The following is a 22,060-nucleotide window of genomic DNA, read 5'->3' as shown; positions in this document are numbered from 1 at the left end:
AGTTTGGTGAACAGGGAATTACAAAAAGTTCTATTCTGAAAAATATTCTGAGGAGATAGAAATATGGCATTACCAAATAAGCCGAAAGGCGAGCTTGCCGCCGTTGTCAATCCGGAAATCGTTGAGCACAGCTGTGATGTCCTGATCGTTGGTGGTGGTATGGCCGCTTGTGGTACCGCTTTCGAGATCAAAAAATGGGCTCCCGCGGATATGAAAATTATCCTTTGCGACAAAGCTGCCATGGAGCGTTCCGGTGCTGTTGCTCAGGGTCTGTCCGCTATCAATACCTACATCGGCGAGAACGCCATCGAAGATTACGTAAAAATGGTACGTAATGACCTGATGGGCGTTGTTCGTGAGGATCTCATCTACGACCTCGGTCGTCACGTTGACGAGTCTGTTAAACTGTTCGAGGAGTGGGGCCTGCCCGTTTGGAAGAAAAACGCAGAAGGCGAGAACCTTGACGGTGCCAAACCTGCCCCGACCCTCCGCGAGGGTGGTACCCCGGTACGTACCGGTAAATGGCAGATCATGATCAACGGTGAGTCCTACAAATGTGTTGTTGCTGAGCCCGCGAAGAAAGCTCTGGGCGAAGAGAACGTCATGGAGCGTGTCTTCATCGTTAAGATGCTGCTCGACAAAAACAAAGAGAACACCATCGCCGGTGCTGTTGGCTTCTCCACTCGTGAGAACAAAGTTCATGTTTTCACCTGTAAAGCAGCTCTCGTAGCTTGTGGTGGTGCTGTTAACATCTTCCGTCCTCGCTCCACTGGTGAGGGTAAAGGTCGCGCTTGGTACCCGGTATGGAACGCTGGTTCCACCTACACCATGTGTGCTCAGGTTGGTGCTACCCTGACCATGATGGAAAACCGCTTCACCCCCGCACGTTTCAAAGACGGTTACGGTCCGGTTGGTGCATGGTTCCTCCTGTTCAAAGCCAAAGTACAGAACGGTCTGGGCGAGTTCTACGCAAACAGCGATGCAGTTAAAGACGAACTCTCCAAGTTCATGCCGTACGGTCAGTCTGCAGTTACCCCCACCTGTCTGCGTAACCACCTCATGATCAATGAGCTGGCTGCCGGTCGTGGCCCGATCTACATGGCTACCGACGTTGCTCTGAACGCATTTCTTGATGCTCAGCGTGAAGCTGGTAAAGACGAGAAGGCTGTTAAGAAATTCTGGAAACACCTCGAGTCTGAGGCTTGGGAAGACTTCCTCGACATGTCCGTTGGTCAGGCTGGTCTCTGGGCCGGTGCTAACGTAGAGCCTGAGAAAGTAGGTTCTGAGATTATGCCGACCGAACCCTACATGCTCGGATCTCACTCCGGTTGTTGTGGTATCTGGACCTCCGGTCCTGAAGAGGATTGGGTACCTGCAGTAGATGGTCCTCGCTCCCATCAGTACAAATGGGGCTACAACCGCATGACCACTGTAAACGGTCTGTTCACCGCAGGTGACGGTGTTGGTGCTTCCGGACATAAGTTTTCTTCCGGATCCCATGCTGAGGGTCGTATCTGTGCTAAACAGATGGTTAAGTACTGCCGCGACAACGCCGACTTCACTCCTGAGCTGGCTCAGACCGCTCAAGAGCTGGCCGACGAGATCTACGCACCGGTTAAACTGTACGAAGAGCACAAAGATGCTTCTACCGCTGCAGACGTTAACCCCAACTACATCAAGCCTGCTGGCATGATGATGCGTCTGATGAAAGCCACCGATGAGTACGGTGGTGGTGTTGCTACCTACTACATGACCTCTGGTAAACTGCTCAACATCTGTCTGGACCTGCTCGCAATGATGCGTGAAGATGCAGAGAAGATGGCTGCTGCTGACCTCCATGAGCTGATGCGCGCTTGGGAGAACTACCATCGTATCTGGTGTGTAGAGACCCACATCCGCCACATCGAGTTCCGTAAAGAGTCTCGTTACCCGGGCTTCTACTATCGTTCTGACTATCCGACCTGTGATGACGAGAACTGGAAGTGCTTCGTTAACTCCACCTTTGATCCGAGTTCCAAAGAGTGGAAATGCGAGAAGGTTCCGTGCATCAACATCATCGAAACAGAGCCTTGGATCTGATTTCGATAAGACATTGATTGTCTAGTAAAGATCTCCAGACTCCCCTCGTGGAGTCTGGAGATTTTTTGTATCGGCGGTGATTTTGTTTGAGTTGATTCGAAAGATGAAGTAGCTTTTCTCATTTCGTATCAATTGAACCAGAAATCACCTTTCATCAATACCAGCAGTTATGGAGGTTTGGCATGAGTGACACTGCAGGCAATGGTGCAATACTGGTTGTTGGCGGCGGTATCAGTGGTATTACCGCGGCACTCGAAGCGGCTGAGGTGGGTAACGATGTTTTTATCATCGAGAAAAATCCCTATTTCGGTGGTCGGGTAGCACAACTCAATCAGTATTTCCCCAAACTTTGTCCCCCCACATGTGGTCTTGAGATTAACTTCAAGCGCATCAAGGACAATCGTAAGATCAGAACCTATTCCCTCACCACCGTGAAATCCATCAGTGGTGGCCCCGGGAACTATGAGGTTCAGCTTGAGACTGCTCCTCGTTACATCAATTCCAATTGTACCGCCTGTGGCGACTGTGCCCAAGCTTGCACCGACGAGATTGATGACGAGTTCAACTTTGGCATGGGAAAAACCAAAGCCGCCTATCTGCCCCATGAGATGGCTTTCCCGCGTCGTTACGTGTTGAAAAAAGAAGCCTGCTCAGCTGCGTGCCTCGATGCTGTCAAAGCTGCATGTAAGTACAATGCAGTGGATCTGGATATGCAGCCCAAAACCTTCACCCTGAAGGTTAGCTCCATCATATGGTCCACCGGTTGGAATCCCTACGATCCCGAAAAGATCACCAACCTCAAGTTCAACTCTTCTTCTGCTATCATCACCAACATGATGATGGAACGCCTGGCCGCACCCAATGGTCCGACCCAAGGAAAAATCCTCCGTCCTGGCGACAAGAAAGAACCCGAATCTTTTGCCTTTGTTCAGTGTGCCGGTTCCCGCGATGAGAATCACCTGGAGCACTGCTCCTACATCTGCTGCATGGCAACGTTTAAGCATATCTCCTACATCCGTGAGCAGTACCCGGAAGCACAGGTATACGTCTTTTACATAGACCTGCGGACTCCTGGAAAATATGAACACTTCCGCGAAAAATTCGCAGACGACGCCAATGTTACCTTTGTTAAGGGGAAAGTCGCCGATATCACAGCCGAGCGCGATGGTGGTGTAACCGTGATTGCTGAAAACGCCTTGACCGGCGCCAAAGTGAACCAGAAGGTTGATCTTTGTGTACTGGCCACCGGCATGCAGCCGGCTCTTGGCGAAGAGGGCAAAGCCCTTGGCGTAACCATGGATGGCAATGGATTTGTAGTTTCCGAGCCTGAGAAAGGTATGATCGCAGCCGGCTGTGCTAAATCTGCCGTCGACGTATACACCAGTGGACAATCCTCCACTGCAGCTGCTCTCAAAGCCATTCAAATCGGACAGTAGGAGGAACATCAATGAAGAAAGTATATGGTGCTTATCTCTGTACTGGCTGCGGCATCGGTGAGGTCCTCGATGTAGATGGCCTCAAAGAGGCTGCTTCCGAGACCGGCGTCGAGATGAAAGAGCATGCCTGTCTGTGTGGAGCAGAGGGGCGTGCTTTTATTGAAAGCGATATCAAATCTGCCGGTGTCAATACCGTCGTCGTTTGTGCCTGCTCTCCCCGTGTTATGCAGCCTGAATTCGACTTCGGTAAAGAAACCATTACTGTTCGCGGTAACCTTCGCGAGCAGGTAGCCTGGACCGGATCTCTGACCGAAGAGGGTGAGGTTGATGAATTCCTGCAGGAAATGGGCACAGATTATGTGCGCATGGCTGTAACCCGCGCTCAAAAAACGGAGTTGCCCGAGCCCTATCTGCTGGAAACCATCAGCAAGAAAATCCTGGTTATGGGTGGTGGTATCGCTGGTATTACTGCAGCTACCGAGGCAGCCAAAGCGGGATATGAAGTTACAATTGTAGAAAAAGACGCGCAGCTTGGTGGCAAGGCTCTGGGATGGCGGAAAATGTTTCCCACCACTTATCCCTACAACGCCCTGGAAGAGCCGAATATCGAGGCGATGATTGCAGCGGTTGAGGCAGATTCAAAGATCACTGTCAAAACCAGTTGTGAAGTTGCTCGTATCGGTGGTTCTCCCGGTCAGTTCAATGTCACCCTGAAAGAGGCTGGTACCAAAGGCGAATGGGATGCCCCTGCCAAGGTAACTGCCGATGAGCAGGACCTGATCAACAAGGGTGAGTTGGAAGACCCCAATGCCGGGATGGTGAAATACACCGAACTCAACCCCGAGGGCGAGATTTATGGTGCTGTTGTTCTCGCCACTGGCTGGAAGCCTGCCGATGTTTCCGAGTACGAGCACCTGGGCTACGGCAAACTCAACAACGTTGTCACCAACGCCGAGTTTGAGAAACTTGCTAAAAACGGCAAAGTTCCGGCACGGGTCGCTTTTATTCAGAGTCCCGGTGGCAAAGAAAACGATAAAGACTTCCCGTACTGTAACTCCGTCACCTCCATGGTTGCCCTGAAACAGGCGAACTATGTTGTTGAGGATAATGAGGATGGCCAGGCTTATATCCTCTATCAGCACATGCGTACTCCTGGTAATGCCGAGTTGTATTACAAAGGTATGCAGGCTCAGGACGGCGTCTTTATGACAAAGGCCTCTGTGACTCAGGTTGCTGAGTCTGGCTCTGGTCTTGTTGTTTCTGCTGCCGATACCCTGTTGGGTGATGATCTTGAGCTCGAAGTTGATATGGTCGTTCTCGCCGCTGGTATGATTCCCACCACCGCTGATGAAAACACCATTAACCTTGCCTATCGTCAGGGACCTGCCTTCCTGGATCTGGACCTGTTTGACGGTTACGCCGACTCACACTTCATCTGCTTCCCGTATGAAACCCGTCGTACCGGTGTGTACACCTGCGGTGGTGTGCGTAAGGCAGAGACCATGGAAGAAACCATGGACGATGCGACTGGTGCTGCACTCAAAGCCATTCAGTGTATCGAGTCTGCTAACCGTGGTGTCGCTGTTCATCCGCGTTCAGGTGATCAGACCTATCCGGACTTCTTTTTCTCTCGTTGTACCCAGTGTAAACGTTGTACTGAGGAATGTCCGTTTGGTGCGCTCGACGATGACGAGAAGGGTACACCGTTGCCTAACCCGACACGCTGCCGCCGTTGTGGTACCTGTATGGGTGCCTGCCCTGAGCGTATCATCAACTTTGCTGACTACTCCATCGACATGATCGGTTCCATGGTTAAATCCATTGAAGTACCTGATGATGACGAGGATAAACTGCGTGTCGCTGTATTCGTTTGTGAAAATGACGCTTACCCGGCAATTGATATGTCCGGTATGCATCGCAACAAGATGAATACACTGGTACGCTTCATCCCGGTACGCTGCTTGGGTTCCGTGAACATGGTCTGGATTAAAGACGCTATGTCTTCCGGTATGGACGGTGCTCTGCTGCTCGGATGTAAATACGGTGACGATTACCAGTGCCACTTTGTCAAAGGTTCTGAGATTGCCAGCCGTCGTATGGATAATATCGGTGAGACCCTTGGTTCACTTGGTCTTGAGCCTGAGCGTTGCGCAGTTCGTGAGATCGCCATCTCCGACTACGACAAGGTTCCCGGCATCATCGATGAGTTTGTCGAAGAAATTATCGAAATGGGACCGAACCCCTTCAAGGGCTTCTAAACCTCGATTTTTTAAGACACAGGCCGCCGCCTTTCCTGGAAAGGCGGCGGATCTACCCCCGATATTTTGTGATACACTCCGACTGCGCGTAGATCACCACCTTTCATGACAGGAGGATATAAATGTCTATGAACGTGCAACCCGATCTTGATTTTATCAAAGCCATGAAGGAGGCGGGTGGGGACACTTTGAAACAGTGTTACCAGTGTGCGACGTGTTCTGTCGCCTGCCCGCTTTCCACCGATGATAATCCTTTTCCTCGGAAACAGATGATTATGGCCCAGTGGGGTATGCGTGAGCAGCTCTCCAATGATGCCAGCATCTTCCTCTGCCACCAGTGTGGCGACTGTACCGAGATGTGTCCCCGTGGCGCTCGTCCTGGTGATGTGCTTGGTGCAATCCGTGCTTATGCCTATCGCAGCCTTGGCTGGCCCACAGCTCTTGCAGATCTGTGCTCTTCAGCGAAGAATCTGCCCATGCTGATCGGTATTCCGGCAATCGTTATCTTTGTTCTCTGGGTCATCTCCGGCGGTATGCACATTCCGTCTGCTGAGCATTTTGCAGAAGCTGGTTACACCCAATTCTTTGGGCACTGGGATTTTCGCCTCCTGGCTAAAAATGTCCTCTTTATTGACATCATTATGCTGACTGCTGCGGGTATCGCAGTGACCTCGGTCTACAAGGGACTTTCCAAAATGTGGAAAAATATGGAAAGTTCGCTTGGTAAAAACGATGTGGCCTATCGTCCCTCTATTCCGCAGTTCATCAAACAGTTCCTCTGGCCCGCTGTTGTTGAGATCATGCAGCATACACGCTTTAAAGAGTGTACGGTGAATGTCGACCGTGTCAAAGGTCATAAGCCGCTTCTCTTGGCCTTTATTGGTCTGTTTATCGTGACCTGCTACTCACTCTTCACCCAGGATGTCCTCGGCATCATTTGGCCGTCCATGCATGGCCCGCTTTCCATGCTGAATCCTGTTAAATGGCTGGCAAACGTATCCGCCATCGCCATGATCGTTGGTGTCGGCATCCTCTGGATGAACCGTGCCAAAATGGAAGCAGAAGGCAAAGCTCAGAATACCTTTTATGACTGGTTCCTGATCTGGATGATCATGGGTGTTGGTGTCACCGGTTTTGCTGCGGAATTGCTCCGCCTGGTTGGCATTCCTTCGCTGGGGTATGTAATCTACTACCTGCATCTGATCTCAGTTGCCATGCTCTTCCTGTATATGCCGTACACTAAATTTGCCCATATCGTTTACCGCACCTTTGCCTTGGCCTTTGAGCGGTTTCGCGAGTCTTCCTACATTAAAAATCCGTTGAATCAGTAAGAACGGAATTTATTAAGAGTAGACCGTGAGCCTGGGCGGCCTTGTCGCCCAGGCTTTTTTTTATTAAAAAAAGCTATCAAAACAAAATTAAAGCTTGCAATATAAATGAAACAAGGTATATTTGCCGGGTTCCTCGCTGGCGTAGCTCAATTGGCAGAGCACCTGATTTGTAATCAGGGGGTTGCGGGTTCAAGTCCCATCGCCAGCTCCAGTGGATATGAGAAGACAAAAGCCAGAAAGCGGCTGGCAAAAGATTGTTATCTGCTTTCTGTCTTTTGTCTTCTGATGATATGTGGAGGGGTTCCCGAGCGGTCAAAGGGAACAGACTGTAAATCTGTCGGCGGCGCCTTCGAAGGTTCGAATCCTTCCCCCTCCACCATATTTAACAGCAGCGCATCCGCGCTGTGCAGGCAGCGTAAATAAGCGGGAATAGCTCAATGGTAGAGCATCAGCCTTCCAAGCTGAGGGTTGCGGGTTCGAGTCTCGTTTCCCGCTCCATTTTTTTTGCGCAGCATCACTTAGCTGTTAGCTGATCATATTGTTCATGTGCCCGCGTAACTCAGGGGTAGAGTACATCCTTGGTAAGGATGAAGTCATCGGTTCAAATCCGATCGCGGGCTCCAAAAGTATCAGTCGATTGGTAAAGGGATCGATTGAATCTAATTGAACTTTTGCCCAAGGAGACATGAGATGGCGAAGGAAAAATTCGAGCGGACAAAGCCGCATGTCAATGTAGGTACAATCGGTCATATCGACCATGGTAAAACCACTCTGACTGCTGCAATTACACGCGTACTGTCCACTAAAGGTCAGGCTGCTTTTACTGACTTCAGTGACATTGATAAGGCACCGGAAGAGAAAGAGCGTGGTATTACCATCGCCACTGCTCATGTAGAGTATGAAACCCCGACTCGTCACTATGCACATGTCGACTGCCCGGGCCATGCTGACTACATTAAAAACATGATCACCGGTGCAGCTCAGATGGACGGCGCGATCTTGGTTGTGGCCGCCACTGACGGTCCCATGCCGCAGACTCGTGAGCACATCCTGCTTGCACGCCAGGTAGGTGTGCCTGCCATGGTCGTTTTTCTGAACAAGTGCGACATGGTTGACGACGAAGAGCTTATCGAGTTGGTAGAGATGGAGCTCCGTGAGCTGCTCGATAAATACGACTTTCCTGGTGATGATATTCCCATCGTTCAGGGTTCCGCGCTGTTGGCGCTGGAAAATCCCGAGGACGAAGAAAAGGCAAAATGCATCTGGGATCTCATGGATCAGGTTGACAGCTATATTCCGGAGCCGGAGCGTGCTGTTGATAAACCTTTCTTGATGCCGGTTGAGGATGTATTCTCTATCTCTGGTCGTGGTACTGTTGCTACCGGCCGTGTTGAGCGTGGTGTAATTCACGTTGGCGATGAGATTGAGATCGTTGGTGTCCGTGAGACCACGAAGACCACTTGTACCGGTGTAGAGATGTTCCGTAAGCTGCTTGACGAAGGTCAGGCAGGTGATAATATCGGCGCACTGCTTCGTGGTGTAAAACGCGAAGAGATCGTTCGTGGTCAGGTTCTGGCTAAGCCGGGCTCTATCACCCCGCATAAAAAATTCAAGGCTGAAGCCTACATCCTGAATAAGGAAGAAGGTGGACGTCATACTCCGTTCTTCAACGGTTATCGTCCTCAGTTCTACTTCCGTACAACTGACGTGACCGGGGTTTGTACCCTTGAAGATGGTGTAGAGATGGTAATGCCTGGTGACAACGTTCATATCACCGGTGAGCTGATTACCCCCATCGCCATGGAGGTTGGTCTCCGCTTCGCTATTCGCGAGGGTGGCCGCACCGTAGGTGCTGGTGTTATCTCCGAAATCATCGAATAAAATCACTCAAATTTTTGAGTAGGTTTTTTGACGAATATGCAGCCGGGCTTTGATTAGTCCGGCTGCTGTCACTCTGTAGAGCGAATTATGAGAGATCAAATTACGTTGGCTTGCCAAGACTGCAAACAGCGGAACTACACAACAACGAAGAATAAGAAAACAGTTCCCCATAAACTGGAACTGAAAAAATATTGCCCTTTTTGCAAGACCCATACACCGCATAAGGAAACCAAATAAACAGGCCAGTAGCTCTAATTGGTAGAGCACCGGACTCCAAATCCGGGGGTTGGGGGTTCGAATCCCTCCTGGCCTGCCACGCATCCACGGTGAGTGGATCATAGGTTCTCAGCACCACATAATGTCGACAAAAAAATCAAATCGATCAGGCAAACAGGGCGAGAATAAAAAAGAGCTTGGTGACCGAAAGAAAAGCGCATCGCTTTCTCCTTCGGGTATCAAGCTTTTCTTATCCGAGGTCCAGTCAGAGTTTCGCAAAATTGTTTGGCCTGGAGCAAAACCAACCGCGGGATTGACAAGCTTCGTCATTTTGCTGGTCATCGTGATTTCATTGTATCTCGGCTCGGTCGATCTGCTTCTGGGGAAACTTGTATCAATCGTGCTAAAGTGATTGACAACCTGGGAAGATTTCATGGCTAAAAGCTGGTACATCGTACACACACATACGGGCTTCGAAAACAAAGTCAAGGCAACGCTTGAGGAACGGATAAAAATGGCTGGGCAGGAAGAACTGTTCGGCGAAATTCTGGTTCCCACTGAGCAGGTTGTCGAGATGGTCAAAGGAGCGCGTAAGACTTCCGAGCGGAAGTTTTTTCCGGGGTACATCCTGGTCAATATGGATATGAACCAGCATACCTGGCACACAGTGCAGGAAACGCCACGTGTAACTGGTTTCGTAGGCGTCAATGTGAGCCAGGCAAGCTCTGACACTGAAATTTATAAAAAGATTCCTTCCTTGACCGATAAGGAAGCGGACAAAATATTAGGACGGATTGCCGACGGTGCCAATAAGCCTAAGCCTAAGGTTGTGTTTGCCGAAGGTGACCCTGTCCGTGTAATAGATGGCCCTTTTGCAAATTTTCAGGGCGTCATCGAAGAGGTTTTTCCGGACAAAGGTCGTGTACGCGTCATGGTTTCCATTTTTGGTCGCTCGACACCGGTTGAACTTGAGTACATTCAGGTAAGTAAAAACTAAACCCTCGGTTTCTCGAGGAGGTTGAGCAATGGCAAAGAAAATTCAAGCATACATCAAACTGCAGATCCAGGCAGGGAAGGCTAATCCTTCTCCACCTGTTGGCCCGGCACTTGGTCAGCATGGTGTCAACATTATGGACTTCTGCAAGGCCTTCAACGCCCAGACCCAGCAGGCAGGCGATACTATTATCCCTGTCGTTATCACAGTTTATTCTGATCGTTCTTTCTCCTTCATCACCAAGACACCGCCTGCATCTGTTTTGCTGAAAAAAGCGGCTGGCCTGAAGAGTGGATCAAGCAATCCCAAAAAAGAGCGTGTTGCAGAACTCTCCGTTGATAAGATCAAGGAGATTGCCGAGATTAAAATGCCCGACCTCAATGCCTATGACATTGACCAGGCAATTAAAATTGTCTCTGGTACTGCACGAAGCTGTGGAATTACCGTCGTAAAATAATTGGAAAACATTCGTACCTGTGTGCCCCCACAACACACCAGGGAGAATAAGGAGCGAACATGCCCAGACGTGGAAAAAATTACAAGAATGCCATTGCAGCGGTTGATAAGACTAAGGTCTATGAGCTTGCTGAAGCACTTGAATGTATCCTGAAAAATAAATTTGCAAAATTTGACGAAACCGTAGACATCGCCGTTAGGCTCGGCGTTGATCCTCGTCATGCTGACCAGATGGTTCGCTCCAGCGTCATCCTTCCCAACGGAACCGGCAAAACCGCTCGTGTACTTGTTTTCGCCAAAGGCGATAAGGAAAAAGAAGCGCTGGATGCCGGAGCTGACTTTGCAGGATCCGATGAGATCATTGCAAAGATCAAGGACGGTTGGCTAGATTTTGATAAGACCATCGCCACCCCGGATATGATGGGTGAGGTGGGAAAAATCGGACGTATTCTTGGCCCGCGAAATCTTATGCCCAATGCCAAGTTAGGGACCGTAACCTTTGATATCACCCGTGTTGTTGGTGAGATCAAAAAAGGTAAGGTCGACTTCCGTGTTGATAAAGCTGGTGTTGTTCATGCTGCCATCGGAAAAAGCTCATTTGGCGCTGACAAACTCACAGAAAATATTGTCGCCTTTATCGATAAACTGATTCAGTTGAAACCTTCAACCAGTAAAGGTATTTACCTTCGCGCCATTTCACTGTCCAGTACCATGGGCCCTGGTGTGAAAGTTGATCCGTTGCAGGTTCGCTCGCTGATCAAATCTGCCTGATACGTCGGGAGATTTTTGTAGTATTGTCGTTTTATTTACTTCTAGGGAAGGTCATAGACAGCAGGCACTGGAGTTTAATAGTGGTCAGCCCACTACCTGCCGAGGCCAAAGTTGGCAATGATTGGATTGCCGGTTTAAACTTCATTCCTCTCTCTGCTCTGAAGGACAGTCCCGCTCATTTAAGGAGGTCCAAGCGTTGAATCGCGATCAAAAAACTGACATTGTCAGTGCACTCAACGAAACCTTTTCCAAAGCCAAGTTTGCGGCAGTCGCTGACTACCGCGGATTAAAAGTGTCGGAACTGGAGAAACTGCGCAAGGATCTGCGCCAGAGTGACGCGCAGATTCAGGTGGCAAAGAACACTTTGCTTCGTTTGGCTGTCAAAGACACCCCATACGAAAGCTTGGCTGACTCGTTCAGTGGAACCACTGCCGTTGCAATCGGTTTTACTGAACCTGTAGGTCCGGCAAAAGCTCTTACCACCTTTGCCAAAGACTTTGATGCCTTTACCATCCGCACCGCCTCACTTGAAGGAAGTGCGTTGACTGCTGACGACATCGAAGCTCTTTCCAAACTGCCAAGCAAGGAAGAGTTGCTGGCAAAACTGCTGGGTACAATGAACTCTGTACCTGGAAGCTTTGTCCGCGTTCTTGCAGCGGTTCCGCAGAAAATGATGTACGCACTGTCTGCGGTAAAAGATCAGAAAGAAAATTAAACAAATGCCCATGCCTAGCATGGAACAAAGCTCTCATAAGCCTGGAGGAATGAACAATGGCTGTAACTAAAGAAGACGTAATCGATTTTATTGCTAATATGACCGTTCTCGAGCTCTCTGAGATGATCAAAGAGCTGGAAGAAAAATTTGGTGTTTCTGCTGCCGCTCCCGTAGCTGTAGCTGCCGCTGGTGGTGGTGATGCCGGTGCTGGCGCAGCTGAAGAGAAAACTGAGTTTGATGTTATCCTGACTGCAGCTGGCGGCGAGAAAATCAAGGTTATTAAAGAAGTACGTGCAATCACCTCTTTGGGCCTGAAAGAGGCAAAAGAGTTGGTTGAGGGCGCTCCCTCGCCTCTGAAAGAGGGTGTCACCAAAGACGAAGCTGAGGCTATCAAAGGCCAGATTGAAGGCGTTGGTGGCTCTGTAGAGATCAAGTAATATTCTCTACCATTCGTCATCCCGGGTTACCATTAACCCGTCAGCACATCACCCAAACAGGAAACGCTATAGGGCTTTTAGCCCCGTAGCGTTCCTGTGTTTGTAGGTTTTTCCTATTTTCAGGTCGGATTCTGATACAATTTCACTCGTAATTACAGTGAAATAAAAAAAAGTGTTCTGCTTCAAGTGAATGAAAGTGCTTGATGTGGACTGTTTCGAGGAAATCATGAGAAGAGTACGTAAGAGTTTTGCTAAGACTAGCCAGATTTTGGAACCGCCCCATCTTATTGCGATGCAGCGGCATTCTTACGAGCACTTTTTGCAACGTGACATTGCGCCTGAGGAACGCAAGGATCACGGTCTGCAATCAATTTTCCAGAGTATTTTTCCGATCACTGATTTTAATGGCCTCTGCTCGCTTGAATTCGTCCGCTACAGCTTTGGTGAACCCAAGTATACTGTGGCTGAATGCATTGAGCGAGGCATGACCTATGAAGCACCCTTAAAAATTACCGTTCGGTTGATTACCTTTGATGTAGATGAAGAGACAGGTGTGCAGACTGTTCGTGACATCAAAGAGCAGGAGGTCTTTCTTGGTGCTCTGCCTTTGATGACCAATGATGGCGTCTTTGTTGTCAATGGTACCGAGCGTGTTATCGTCAACCAGTTGCAACGGTCCCCCGGTCTCTTTTATACCCACGACCATGGTAAATCCCATGCCTCTGGCAAGCGCCTCTACTCTGCGCGTATAATTCCGGTCCGGGGATCCTGGCTTGACTTTGAATTTGACATTAAAGATGTGTTGTATGTGCGTATTGACCGCAGACGCAAGCTGCCTGTCAGTGTTCTCTTGAAGGCCTTGGGCTTCAACGATGAACAGTTGCTCAATGAGTTTTATTATACCGATGAAATTCAATTTGACGGCGATAAATATTCGATTTCCTTTAATCCCATTACCTTTGCCGGGCAGCGTCTGAATAGCGACATTATCAATCCTGAAGACGGATCTGTTCTTGCCAAAAAAGGTCGCAAGGTAACGAAAACTCTTTCCAAGAAAATCGGAAATCTGGGGATTGCTTCTTTCCCCATTGAGGCGGAGGAACTTGAAGGACGCTTCTTCGCTCAGGATATTGTTGATCCTCAGTCTGAAGAATTACTAGTCAAATGCAATGACACCATCACCCCCACCATTCTTGAGTCCTTGGCATCTGCCGGAATCAATAATTTTTCTCTGCTCTATATTGACGGTGTTCATTACAGCGAATCATTTAGGAAAACACTGCTGCTCGATAAAATTAAAGACACCGACGAGGCGTTGATTGAAATTTATCGTCGGCTTCGTCCTTCTAGCCCGCCAACACTTGAGGTCGCTCAATCCTTTTTTGATAACCTCTTTTTTAATGCCTCGACCTACGATCTCTCTGAGGTTGGCCGCTACAAAATTAATACCAAACTCAGTGTTGATACTCCCATTGAGGTGCGCACCTTAACCCAGGAAGACATCGTTAAAAGTGTCAAACACCTGGTTCGCATCAAAGATGAGCTTAAAGATGGGGACGACATCGATCATCTTGGTAATCGTCGCGTGCGGACCGTGGGAGAGCTCTGCGAAAACCAGTTCCGCATGGGACTTGTTCGCATGGAGCGCGCCATTAAAGAGCGCATGACCCTGCAGGAAATTGAAACCCTCATGCCGCATGATCTGGTTAACCCGAAACCGGTTACCTCTGCGATCAAAGAGTTCTTTGGAACCTCGCAGCTCTCCCAGTTCATGGATCAGACCAACCCGCTTTCCGAGGTAACCCATAAGCGTCGTCTTTCGGCTCTTGGTCCCGGTGGTCTGTCCCGTGAACGTGCAGGTTTTGAGGTGCGTGACGTTCATCCCACGCATTACGGCCGTATTTGTCCGGTTGAAACCCCTGAGGGGCCTAATATCGGTCTAATCGTCTCTCTTGCCACCTATGCCAAGGTTAACCCTTATGGGTTCATCGAGACTCCCTATCGTTATGTGAATGGTCGTGTTGTTGCTGAGGATTACAAATATCTCTCAGCCTTGCAGGAAGAAGAACACACTATCGCTCCGGCCAAGATTAACTACGATGGAAATCGCATCGCTGATGACTACCTCATCGCCCGTCAGGAGAGTGAGGTCGCCATGGTTCCGGCCGAAGATATAACCATGATGGATGTCGCTCCCAACCAGATGGTCTCGGTTGCAGCCTCACTTATTCCTTTTCTGGAAAACGATGATGCCAACCGCGCCCTCATGGGATCGAACATGCAGCGCCAGGCGGTTCCGTTGCTCAAGACTCTGTCACCGCTTGTTGGCACAGGGGTTGAAAAATACGTTGCCCGTGATTCTGGCGCCTGCTTGCTCGCCGGTGGAGAGGGCATCGTTGAAGAGGCGGATGCCAACCGTATCGTGGTTCGCTATGACGATCCCGGAGTTGACGGATTTGACACCGGAATTGGTGTTTATCACCTTCAAAAATATAAAAAATCCAATCAGAACACATGCTTTAACCAAAAGGCTCTGGTTCTGCCAGGCACTCGAGTAAGTAAAGGCGACGTTCTTGCCGATGGCCCTTCCACCGAGATGGGGGAGTTGGCCCTGGGGAAAAACGTCACCATCGCCTTTATGCCCTGGCGAGGCTATAACTTTGAGGATTCAATCCTTGTAAATGAGCGGCTACTCAAAGAAGATACCTTTACCTCCATTCATATCGAGATCTTTGAAACCATGGCCCGTGATACCAAACTGGGCAAGGAAGAGATCACCCGCGATATCCCCAATGTTGGTGAAGACGGCCTGCGCAATCTTGACGACTCGGGTATTGTTCGTATCGGCGCCGAGGTTCGTGCCGGTGACATGTTGGTTGGTAAGGTCACCCCAAAAGGGGAGAGCATGCTTTCGCCTGAGGAGAAACTGCTCCGTGCCATCTTTGGCGAAAAGGCCGGAGATGTAAAAGACTCCTCTCTGCGTGTCCCCCCCGGTGTCGAAGGTGTGGTTATCGATGCCAAGGTTTTTTCTCGCAAAGGTGTGGATAAGGACGAGCGTACCCTCATGATTGAGGAGATGGAAATTGATCGTCTTAACCGCGATATGGAGGACGAGCTGCATTCCCTGCGCAATGGTGTGAGAAACGCACTGGGGGGATTGCTTGATGGACGTGTCGCCAAGGGAGACATCCTCGATAAGCAGGGCAATGTACTTCTGAAGCTTGGCAAGCAGCTTTCTCCTGAAGTTATCAGCCAGGTTTCCTTTGCCGAACTCCATGATCTTGATTTCTCGGAAAAGGCAAAATACGAGGAAGAAATCGACGCCATCTTTAAGCGCTATAATACACAGGCCTCCATCGTTCGCGGTCGCTATCAAGGGATTGTCGAGCGCATGGAGAAGGGTGACGACCTGCCTCCTGGTGTGGTCAAGATGGTCAAAATTTATGTGGCCACCAAACGCAAGCTCTCTGTTGGTGACAAGATGGCCGGTCGCCATGGTAACAAAGGTGTTGTTTCCCGCCTGCTCCCCGAAGAGGATATGCCCTTTTTTGCAGATGGCACCACCGTTGATATCGTGCTGAACCCTCTTGGTGTTCCCTCACGTATGAATGTTGGGCAGGTCCTTGAGTGTCATCTTGGCTTCGCCGCCAAACGATTGGGCGAACAACTCTTCAGGCTCGCCAAGAAGATGGAGATCGACTTTATCCATGAGCGGTTGAAAACTATTTACTCAGAGGCTGAGTACAAACAGCTCACTGAGGATATGAGTAACGATGAGCTTATAGATTTGATGCGTAAGATCGGCCGTGGCGTTCATGTGGCCACGCCAGTTTTCGATGGCGCCTCCGAGGCAGAGATTCGCCAGACTTTGGTTGAAGCCGGTGTGGATGAGGTCGGTCAGTCTACGCTTTTTGATGGGCTCACCGGTGAACAGTTCCATAACCAAGTCACTGTTGGCGTCATGTATATGCTGAAACTGCACCATCTGGTCGATAATAAGATCCACGCCCGTTCTACCGGTCCCTACTCGCTTGTAACTCAGCAGCCGCTTGGCGGTAAGGCGCAATTCGGTGGTCAGCGTCTGGGTGAGATGGAGGTTTGGGCGATGGAGGCATATGGTGCGGCATATACGCTCAAAGAATTTTTGACTGTAAAATCCGATGATGTTGAAGGTCGTACCACCATGTACGAGAAGATCGTGAAAGGCAATAACTTCCTGGAAACAGGTCTGCCTGAATCTTTCCACGTACTGGTGAAAGAGCTGAAAGGATTGTGCCTTGATATCGAACTGCAGGAATAGGACTCGGCTGCGTTATATCATTTTACGAGTTTTTAGTTTCTGCAGATTAATCGGATGTATTTAGAATAGAGCATAGGTGAATACGTGGAAGAACTGTTTAGCTTCTTTGCAAAACCGAAAGGTCCTGTCAGTTTTAATAAGGTGAAAATATCTCTGGCCTCTCCTGAGAAAATCAGAGAGTGGTCACATGGTGAGGTGAAAAAACCCGAAACCATTAACTACCGAACCTTCAAACCTGAACGGGACGGCCTGTTCTGCGCCAAAATTTTTGGACCAGTCAAAGATTACGAGTGTAACTGCGGCAAGTATAAGCGAATGAAACATCGCGGCGTAGTCTGCGAAAAATGCGGTGTCGAGGTCATTCAATCCAAGGTTCGCCGTGAGCGTCTTGGCCATATCGAACTTGCAGCACCGGTTGCCCATATCTGGTTTCTCAAGAGTCTGCCCTCCAAAATTGGGGCGATTCTCGACATGACCCTCAAGCAGCTCGAGCGGATTCTCTACTTTGAATCCTATGCCGTGGTCACCTCTGAGGTGGAGGCGCTGCCTGTCGGCTCATTGCTTAACGAAGAGCAGTACCGTAACGCCTTGGATGAGTATCCGGGACAATTCCGGGTTGGCATTGGTGCCGAGGCCATCCGGGAGATGCTCATGGGGCTTGATCTCAAAGAGCTCTCTGAGATTCTGCGCCGTGAGATGAAAGAGACCGGATCAGTCACCAAAAGGACGAAGTACGGTAAACGTCTCAATGTGGTTGAAGCTTTTCGTGATTCCGGTAACCGCCCTGAATGGATGATCCTTGAGGTAATCCCGGTGCTGCCGCCGGATCTTCGTCCTCTGGTACCCCTTGAAGGTGGACGTTTTGCAACCTCCGATCTCAATGATCTCTACCGTCGTGTGATCAACCGCAATAACCGTCTGAAAAGACTGCTGGAACTCGATGCGCCGGATATCATTATTCGCAACGAGAAACGTATGCTTCAGGAGGCGGTTGACGTTCTCTTTGATAACGGTCGCCGTGGTCGCACTATTACCGGCCCTAACAAACGCCCGCTTAAATCCCTCTCCGATATGCTTAAGGGTAAACAGGGACGTTTTCGCCAGAATCTTTTGGGTAAACGTGTAGATTACTCCGGTCGTTCGGTTATTGTGGTTGGTCCGCATCTGCGTTTACATCAGTGTGGTTTACCGAAAAAGATGGCGCTTGAACTCTTCAAGCCCTTTATCTACAACCAGTTGGAGCGCAAAGGGTATGTAACTACCATTAAAAGCGCCCGTAAGATGGTTGAAAAGGGGACCAAAGAGGTCTGGGATGTCCTTGATTCCATCGTCCAGGAATACCCCGTCATTCTCAACCGTGCACCGACACTGCATCGCCTTGGTATGCAGGCCTTTGAAGTCGTGCTCATAGAAGGAAAGGCTATCCAGCTGCATCCGCTTGTCTGCGCGGCCTTTAATGCCGACTTTGACGGTGACCAGATGGCCGTGCATGTGCCGCTCTCCGTCGAGGCCCAGGTTGAAGCACGCGTCTTGATGATGTCGACCAATAACATTCTCTCGCCTGCCAACGGTGGCCCGATCATTATCCCCTCACAGGATATTGTTCTTGGTCTTTACTATATGACTCGCGAGCGTATTGGTGTCCCTGGTGAAGGTTTTATTTTTTCCGGTCCTCAGGAAGCCCGGATCGCCTATGACCACGGCGCCGCTCACATGCAGGCCAAGGTCAAGGTTCGTTTGAAAAACGGATTGGTTGATACGACTGTTGGTCGAATCCTGGTGGGCGAGTTGTTGCCCGAAGTGATTCCGTTCTCTCTGGTCAACAAAGAGCTCTCGAAAAAAGAGCTGGCCTTTTTGATCGATTACACCTACCGACATGGCGGCACCAAAGAGACCGTTATTCTCGCTGACCGACTCAAAGATCTTGGCTATGAGTACGCCACGCGCGCTGGTATCTCCATCTGCATCAACGATATGAAAATTCCCGTTCGTAAGGAAGAATTTGTCGAAGAAGCGGAGAAGGAAGCGGCCGATGTTGATCAGCAGTACTCCGACGGTCTGATCACCGATGGTGAGAAGTACAACAAGATTATTGATATCTGGTCTAAGGCAACCGACAAGATCACCAAAGAAATGATGGATGAGATGGCGGTCGAGTTTATGTCTGACACGACCGGAACCGTTCAGGAGATCAAGAGCTTCAATTCGGTCTACATTATGGCTGATTCCGGAGCCCGTGGTTCTAAAGACCAGATTCGTCAGCTTGCCGGTATGCGCGGTTTGATGGCGAAACCCTCCGGCGAGATTATTGAAACGCCGATTAAGGCTAACTTCCGTGAGGGACTCAACGTCCTTGAGTACTTCATCTCTACGCACGGTGCCCGTAAAGGTTTGGCAGATACCGCACTGAAGACCGCAAACTCTGGTTACCTGACTCGTCGTTTGGTTGATGTCGCCCAGGATTCCACCATTGTCCAGCGTGACTGTGGAACCATGCGGGGGACCATGGCCGAGCCGCTGATTGAGGGTGGTGAGGTTATTGTTCGAATTGGTGAGCGTATTCTTGGCCGTGTTGCCCTGGAAGACGTGGTCGATCCCCATACCGGCGAGATCATCGTTGCCATGGATGAAGAGATCACCGAAGATCGGGTTGAAGCCATTGAGGCCGCCGGTGTTGATCGCGTGATGATTCGCTCCGTTTTGACCTGTGAAGCTAAGCGTGGTGTCTGTGCCATGTGTTATGGTCGTGATCTTGGCCGTGGTCACATGGTTAACATCGGTGAGGCTGTTGGTATTATCGCGGCCCAGTCCATTGGAGAGCCCGGTACCCAGCTGACCATGCGTACCTTCCATATCGGTGGTACAGCCCGTGGTTCAGTGGAACAGGCCGAGGTCCGCAGCCAGCGCGGCGGTTCCATTCGTTATAAAAACCTGCATTCGGTTACCAATTCTGAGAGCCTGCAGGTCGTTATGAACCGAAACGCAGAGATCACCGTACTTGACGATCAGGGACTTGATCGTGAACGTTTCCCTGTTCCTTACGGTGCGACGCTTCGCTTCCAGGATGGAGACATGGTTGAACCCGGAGCAGTCATTGCTGATTGGGACGCCTTCTCCATACCTATCGTGGCCGAGGTCGGCGGTAAGGTCAAATATGGCGATGTCGTCGAGGGTGAGTCTATGCAGGAACGTGTCGACCAGATTACCGGCAAGGCCTCTAAGGTTATTACTACGGTCAGTTCCAATAAGCAGATGAACCCGCGCGTGACCATCAAGGACGAGCGTGGTCGGACCATGAAGCTTTCCGACGGTGATCTTGCCGCCCGCTATCCGCTGCCGGTTGGTTCCATCATTACCGTTGATGAGCAGGATATCATCGCTCCTGGTAGCGTCATCGCCAAGATTCCACGCGAAACGACCAAAACCAAAGATATTACTGGTGGTCTGCCCCGTGTTGCCGAGCTCTTTGAGGTGCGTAAACCGAAGGAGCAGGCGGTGATCACCGAGATCGACGGTCGAGTCAGCTTTGGGAAAGACCTTAAAGGGAAACGAAGGGTTGTTGTTACGCCCGAAATCGGTGAACCCAAAGAATACCTGGTGCCCAAGGCTAAACATATCACTGTGCATGAAAACGACTGGGTTGAAGCCGGTGATCAGCTGATGGAAGGTATTCGTCTGCCCAATGACATTTTACGAGTCAAAGGGGCTGAGGAGCTGGCACGCTTCCTGGTCAATGAGATCCAGGAGGTCTATCGCCTGCAGGGTGTCAAGATCAATGACAAACACATTGAAACCATTGTTCGGCAGATGCTCAAACGTGTTCGCATCACCGACCCTGGCGATTCTCGCTTCATGCTTGACCAACAGGTTGAATGGTGGAAGTTCCAGGAAGAAAATGAGCGCATGTTGAAAGAAGGGGGGCAACCCGCAGCGGCCGAACCGCTGCTCTTGGGTGTGACCAAGGCGTCTCTGTCTACAGACTCCTTCATCTCCGCAGCCTCCTTCCAGGAGACCACCAAGGTCCTCACGAATGCTGCTATGGCTGGAAAAATCGATGATCTTTCCGGCCTTAAGGAAAACGTAATTATGGGTCGCTTGATCTCTGCAGGAACCGGATTGAAGCGATATCGGATTTACGAGGACAACTAACGAAGATATCACTTGACCTGAGTGACCGAATCGGGTAAATACTCAATCTTTCATGCTTGGCTGCCCCTATGGGGTGGAGCTTGATCGTATATATTAAAGGAGCTGCTTGCATGCCCACTATTAATCAACTCGTCAGAAATAGACGGAAGAAGCAAACCAAAAAAACCAATACGCCGGCCCTGCAATCTTGTCCGCAGAAGCGAGGCGTTTGTGTGCGTGTCTATACCACAACACCCAAGAAACCGAACTCGGCGTTGCGTAAAGTGGCCAGGGTGCGTCTGACCAACGGAATCGAGGTGACTTCCTACATTCCTGGTATTGGGCATAACCTCCAGGAGCACTCCGTTGTGCTGATTCGTGGTGGTCGTGTAAAGGACTTACCTGGTGTTCGTTATCACATTATTCGTGGTACCCTTGATACACTTGGTGTCAGCGATCGTCGTCAGGGTCGGTCCAAATACGGGGCTAAACGTCCTAAATAACATCCGTTAGTAAGCGAAACAGGTTACAAATATGCCACGTAAAAAATTGCTGGATAAGCGACCCGTTGCACCGGACCCACGGTTCAACTCAGTGCTGGTCTCTAAATTCACCAATGGCCTGATGGTCGATGGGAAAAAAACTGTAGCACGTCGTCTCTTTTATGATGCGATGGATATTATCGGAACCAAGGTAGCTGATCAGGAGCCGCTCGTCATTTTCGAAGAGGCCATGGAGAATGTCCGCCCACGCGTTGAGGTTAAGAGTCGTCGTGTTGGTGGTGCAACCTACCAGGTTCCTGTTGAGGTCCGTCCTGAACGCCGCAATGCCTTGGCTATCCGCTGGATTATCGCTTTTGCTAAAAGTCGGTCCGGTCAGGCCATGTCAGACAAGCTTGCGGCTGAATTGCTCGATGCCTATAACAGTCGTGGAGCTTCCGTAAAGAAAAAAGACGATACCCATAAAATGGCCGAGGCAAACAAAGCGTTTGCCCACTACCGCTGGTAGTTAGAGGTAAAAATATACAAGAGGCTGTTTTTTTTCTTGACAAAGTGGCC

Annotated in this window: 16 protein-coding genes and 5 tRNA genes; all 21 read left to right on the top strand. The window is 50.0% G+C overall.

Annotated features, from left to right (window positions below):
- Positions 1–63: 63 nt before the first annotated feature.
- Positions 64–2,079 (top strand): adenylyl-sulfate reductase subunit alpha, encoded by a 2,016-nt coding sequence (aprA, locus tag JWJ90_RS10200; RefSeq protein WP_205227114.1) that lies wholly within the window; start codon positions 64–66, stop codon positions 2,077–2,079.
- A 182-nt stretch (positions 2,080–2,261) separates the two neighbouring features.
- Positions 2,262–3,515 carry a CoB--CoM heterodisulfide reductase iron-sulfur subunit A family protein gene (locus tag JWJ90_RS10195; protein ID WP_205227113.1) on the top strand — a complete coding sequence of 418 codons (1,254 nt, stop codon included), beginning with the start codon at positions 2,262–2,264 and terminating at the stop codon, positions 3,513–3,515.
- Positions 3,516–3,526: 11 nt separating this feature from the next.
- Positions 3,527–5,773, top strand: coding sequence for an FAD-dependent oxidoreductase (locus JWJ90_RS10190; RefSeq protein WP_205227112.1), 2,247 nt, complete (start codon positions 3,527–3,529; stop codon positions 5,771–5,773).
- A gap of 122 nt (positions 5,774–5,895) precedes the next feature.
- Entirely contained in the window at positions 5,896–7,104 is a 1,209-nt protein-coding gene (qmoC, locus tag JWJ90_RS10185; RefSeq protein ID WP_205227111.1) for a quinone-interacting membrane-bound oxidoreductase complex subunit QmoC, read from the top strand.
- Positions 7,105–7,239: 135 nt separating this feature from the next.
- Positions 7,240–7,315, top strand: a tRNA-Thr gene (locus JWJ90_RS10180).
- An 83-nt stretch (positions 7,316–7,398) separates the two neighbouring features.
- Positions 7,399–7,483, top strand: a tRNA-Tyr gene (locus tag JWJ90_RS10175).
- Positions 7,484–7,527: 44 nt separating this feature from the next.
- Positions 7,528–7,602 (top strand) — tRNA-Gly (locus JWJ90_RS10170).
- A gap of 50 nt (positions 7,603–7,652) precedes the next feature.
- Positions 7,653–7,727: transfer RNA gene (locus JWJ90_RS10165), tRNA-Thr, on the top strand.
- Positions 7,728–7,794: 67 nt separating this feature from the next.
- Positions 7,795–8,985 carry an elongation factor Tu gene (gene tuf, locus JWJ90_RS10160; protein WP_205227110.1) on the top strand — a complete coding sequence of 397 codons (1,191 nt, stop codon included), beginning with the start codon at positions 7,795–7,797 and terminating at the stop codon, positions 8,983–8,985.
- Positions 8,986–9,072: 87 nt separating this feature from the next.
- Positions 9,073–9,222, top strand: a complete 150-nt coding sequence (gene rpmG, locus JWJ90_RS10155; RefSeq protein WP_205227109.1) for a 50S ribosomal protein L33 — start codon at positions 9,073–9,075, stop codon at positions 9,220–9,222.
- Positions 9,223–9,224: 2 nt separating this feature from the next.
- Positions 9,225–9,301 (top strand) — tRNA-Trp (locus JWJ90_RS10150).
- A gap of 42 nt (positions 9,302–9,343) precedes the next feature.
- On the top strand, positions 9,344–9,613 hold the full coding sequence (gene secE, locus JWJ90_RS10145; protein ID WP_205227108.1) for a preprotein translocase subunit SecE: 270 nt from the start codon (positions 9,344–9,346) through the stop codon (positions 9,611–9,613).
- Positions 9,614–9,634: 21 nt separating this feature from the next.
- On the top strand, positions 9,635–10,198 hold the full coding sequence (gene nusG, locus JWJ90_RS10140) for a transcription termination/antitermination protein NusG (RefSeq protein ID WP_205227107.1): 564 nt from the start codon (positions 9,635–9,637) through the stop codon (positions 10,196–10,198).
- A gap of 28 nt (positions 10,199–10,226) precedes the next feature.
- The gene (rplK, locus tag JWJ90_RS10135) at positions 10,227–10,652 is read left to right on the top strand and encodes a 50S ribosomal protein L11 (protein ID WP_205227106.1); all 426 of its coding nucleotides are present in this window, start codon (positions 10,227–10,229) and stop codon (positions 10,650–10,652) included.
- A 59-nt stretch (positions 10,653–10,711) separates the two neighbouring features.
- A complete protein-coding gene (rplA, locus tag JWJ90_RS10130; RefSeq protein WP_205227105.1) occupies positions 10,712–11,422 on the top strand; it encodes a 50S ribosomal protein L1 in 711 nt (236 codons plus the stop codon).
- A gap of 196 nt (positions 11,423–11,618) precedes the next feature.
- Positions 11,619–12,137 (top strand): 50S ribosomal protein L10, encoded by a 519-nt coding sequence (gene rplJ, locus JWJ90_RS10125; RefSeq protein ID WP_205227104.1) that lies wholly within the window; start codon positions 11,619–11,621, stop codon positions 12,135–12,137.
- 56 nt (positions 12,138–12,193) lie between these two features.
- Positions 12,194–12,574 (top strand): 50S ribosomal protein L7/L12, encoded by a 381-nt coding sequence (gene rplL, locus JWJ90_RS10120; protein WP_205227103.1) that lies wholly within the window; start codon positions 12,194–12,196, stop codon positions 12,572–12,574.
- Between the two features lie 226 nt (positions 12,575–12,800).
- Complete coding sequence (rpoB, locus tag JWJ90_RS10115) at positions 12,801–16,874, top strand: DNA-directed RNA polymerase subunit beta (protein WP_205227102.1); 4,074 nt, start codon at positions 12,801–12,803, stop codon at positions 16,872–16,874.
- Between the two features lie 84 nt (positions 16,875–16,958).
- A complete protein-coding gene (rpoC, locus tag JWJ90_RS10110; protein WP_205227101.1) occupies positions 16,959–21,023 on the top strand; it encodes a DNA-directed RNA polymerase subunit beta' in 4,065 nt (1,354 codons plus the stop codon).
- A 110-nt stretch (positions 21,024–21,133) separates the two neighbouring features.
- Positions 21,134–21,505 (top strand): 30S ribosomal protein S12, encoded by a 372-nt coding sequence (gene rpsL, locus JWJ90_RS10105; RefSeq protein WP_205227100.1) that lies wholly within the window; start codon positions 21,134–21,136, stop codon positions 21,503–21,505.
- Positions 21,506–21,536: 31 nt separating this feature from the next.
- Positions 21,537–22,010, top strand: a complete 474-nt coding sequence (gene rpsG, locus JWJ90_RS10100; RefSeq protein WP_205227099.1) for a 30S ribosomal protein S7 — start codon at positions 21,537–21,539, stop codon at positions 22,008–22,010.
- Positions 22,011–22,060 lie beyond the last annotated feature (50 nt).

This window comes from Desulfobulbus rhabdoformis (genome assembly GCF_016919065.1).
Taxonomy (GTDB): Bacteria; Desulfobacterota; Desulfobulbia; order Desulfobulbales; family Desulfobulbaceae; genus Desulfobulbus; species Desulfobulbus rhabdoformis.
Note: the sequence above shows the minus strand (reverse complement) of the source record. Positions and strands in the feature narration are given on the sequence as shown.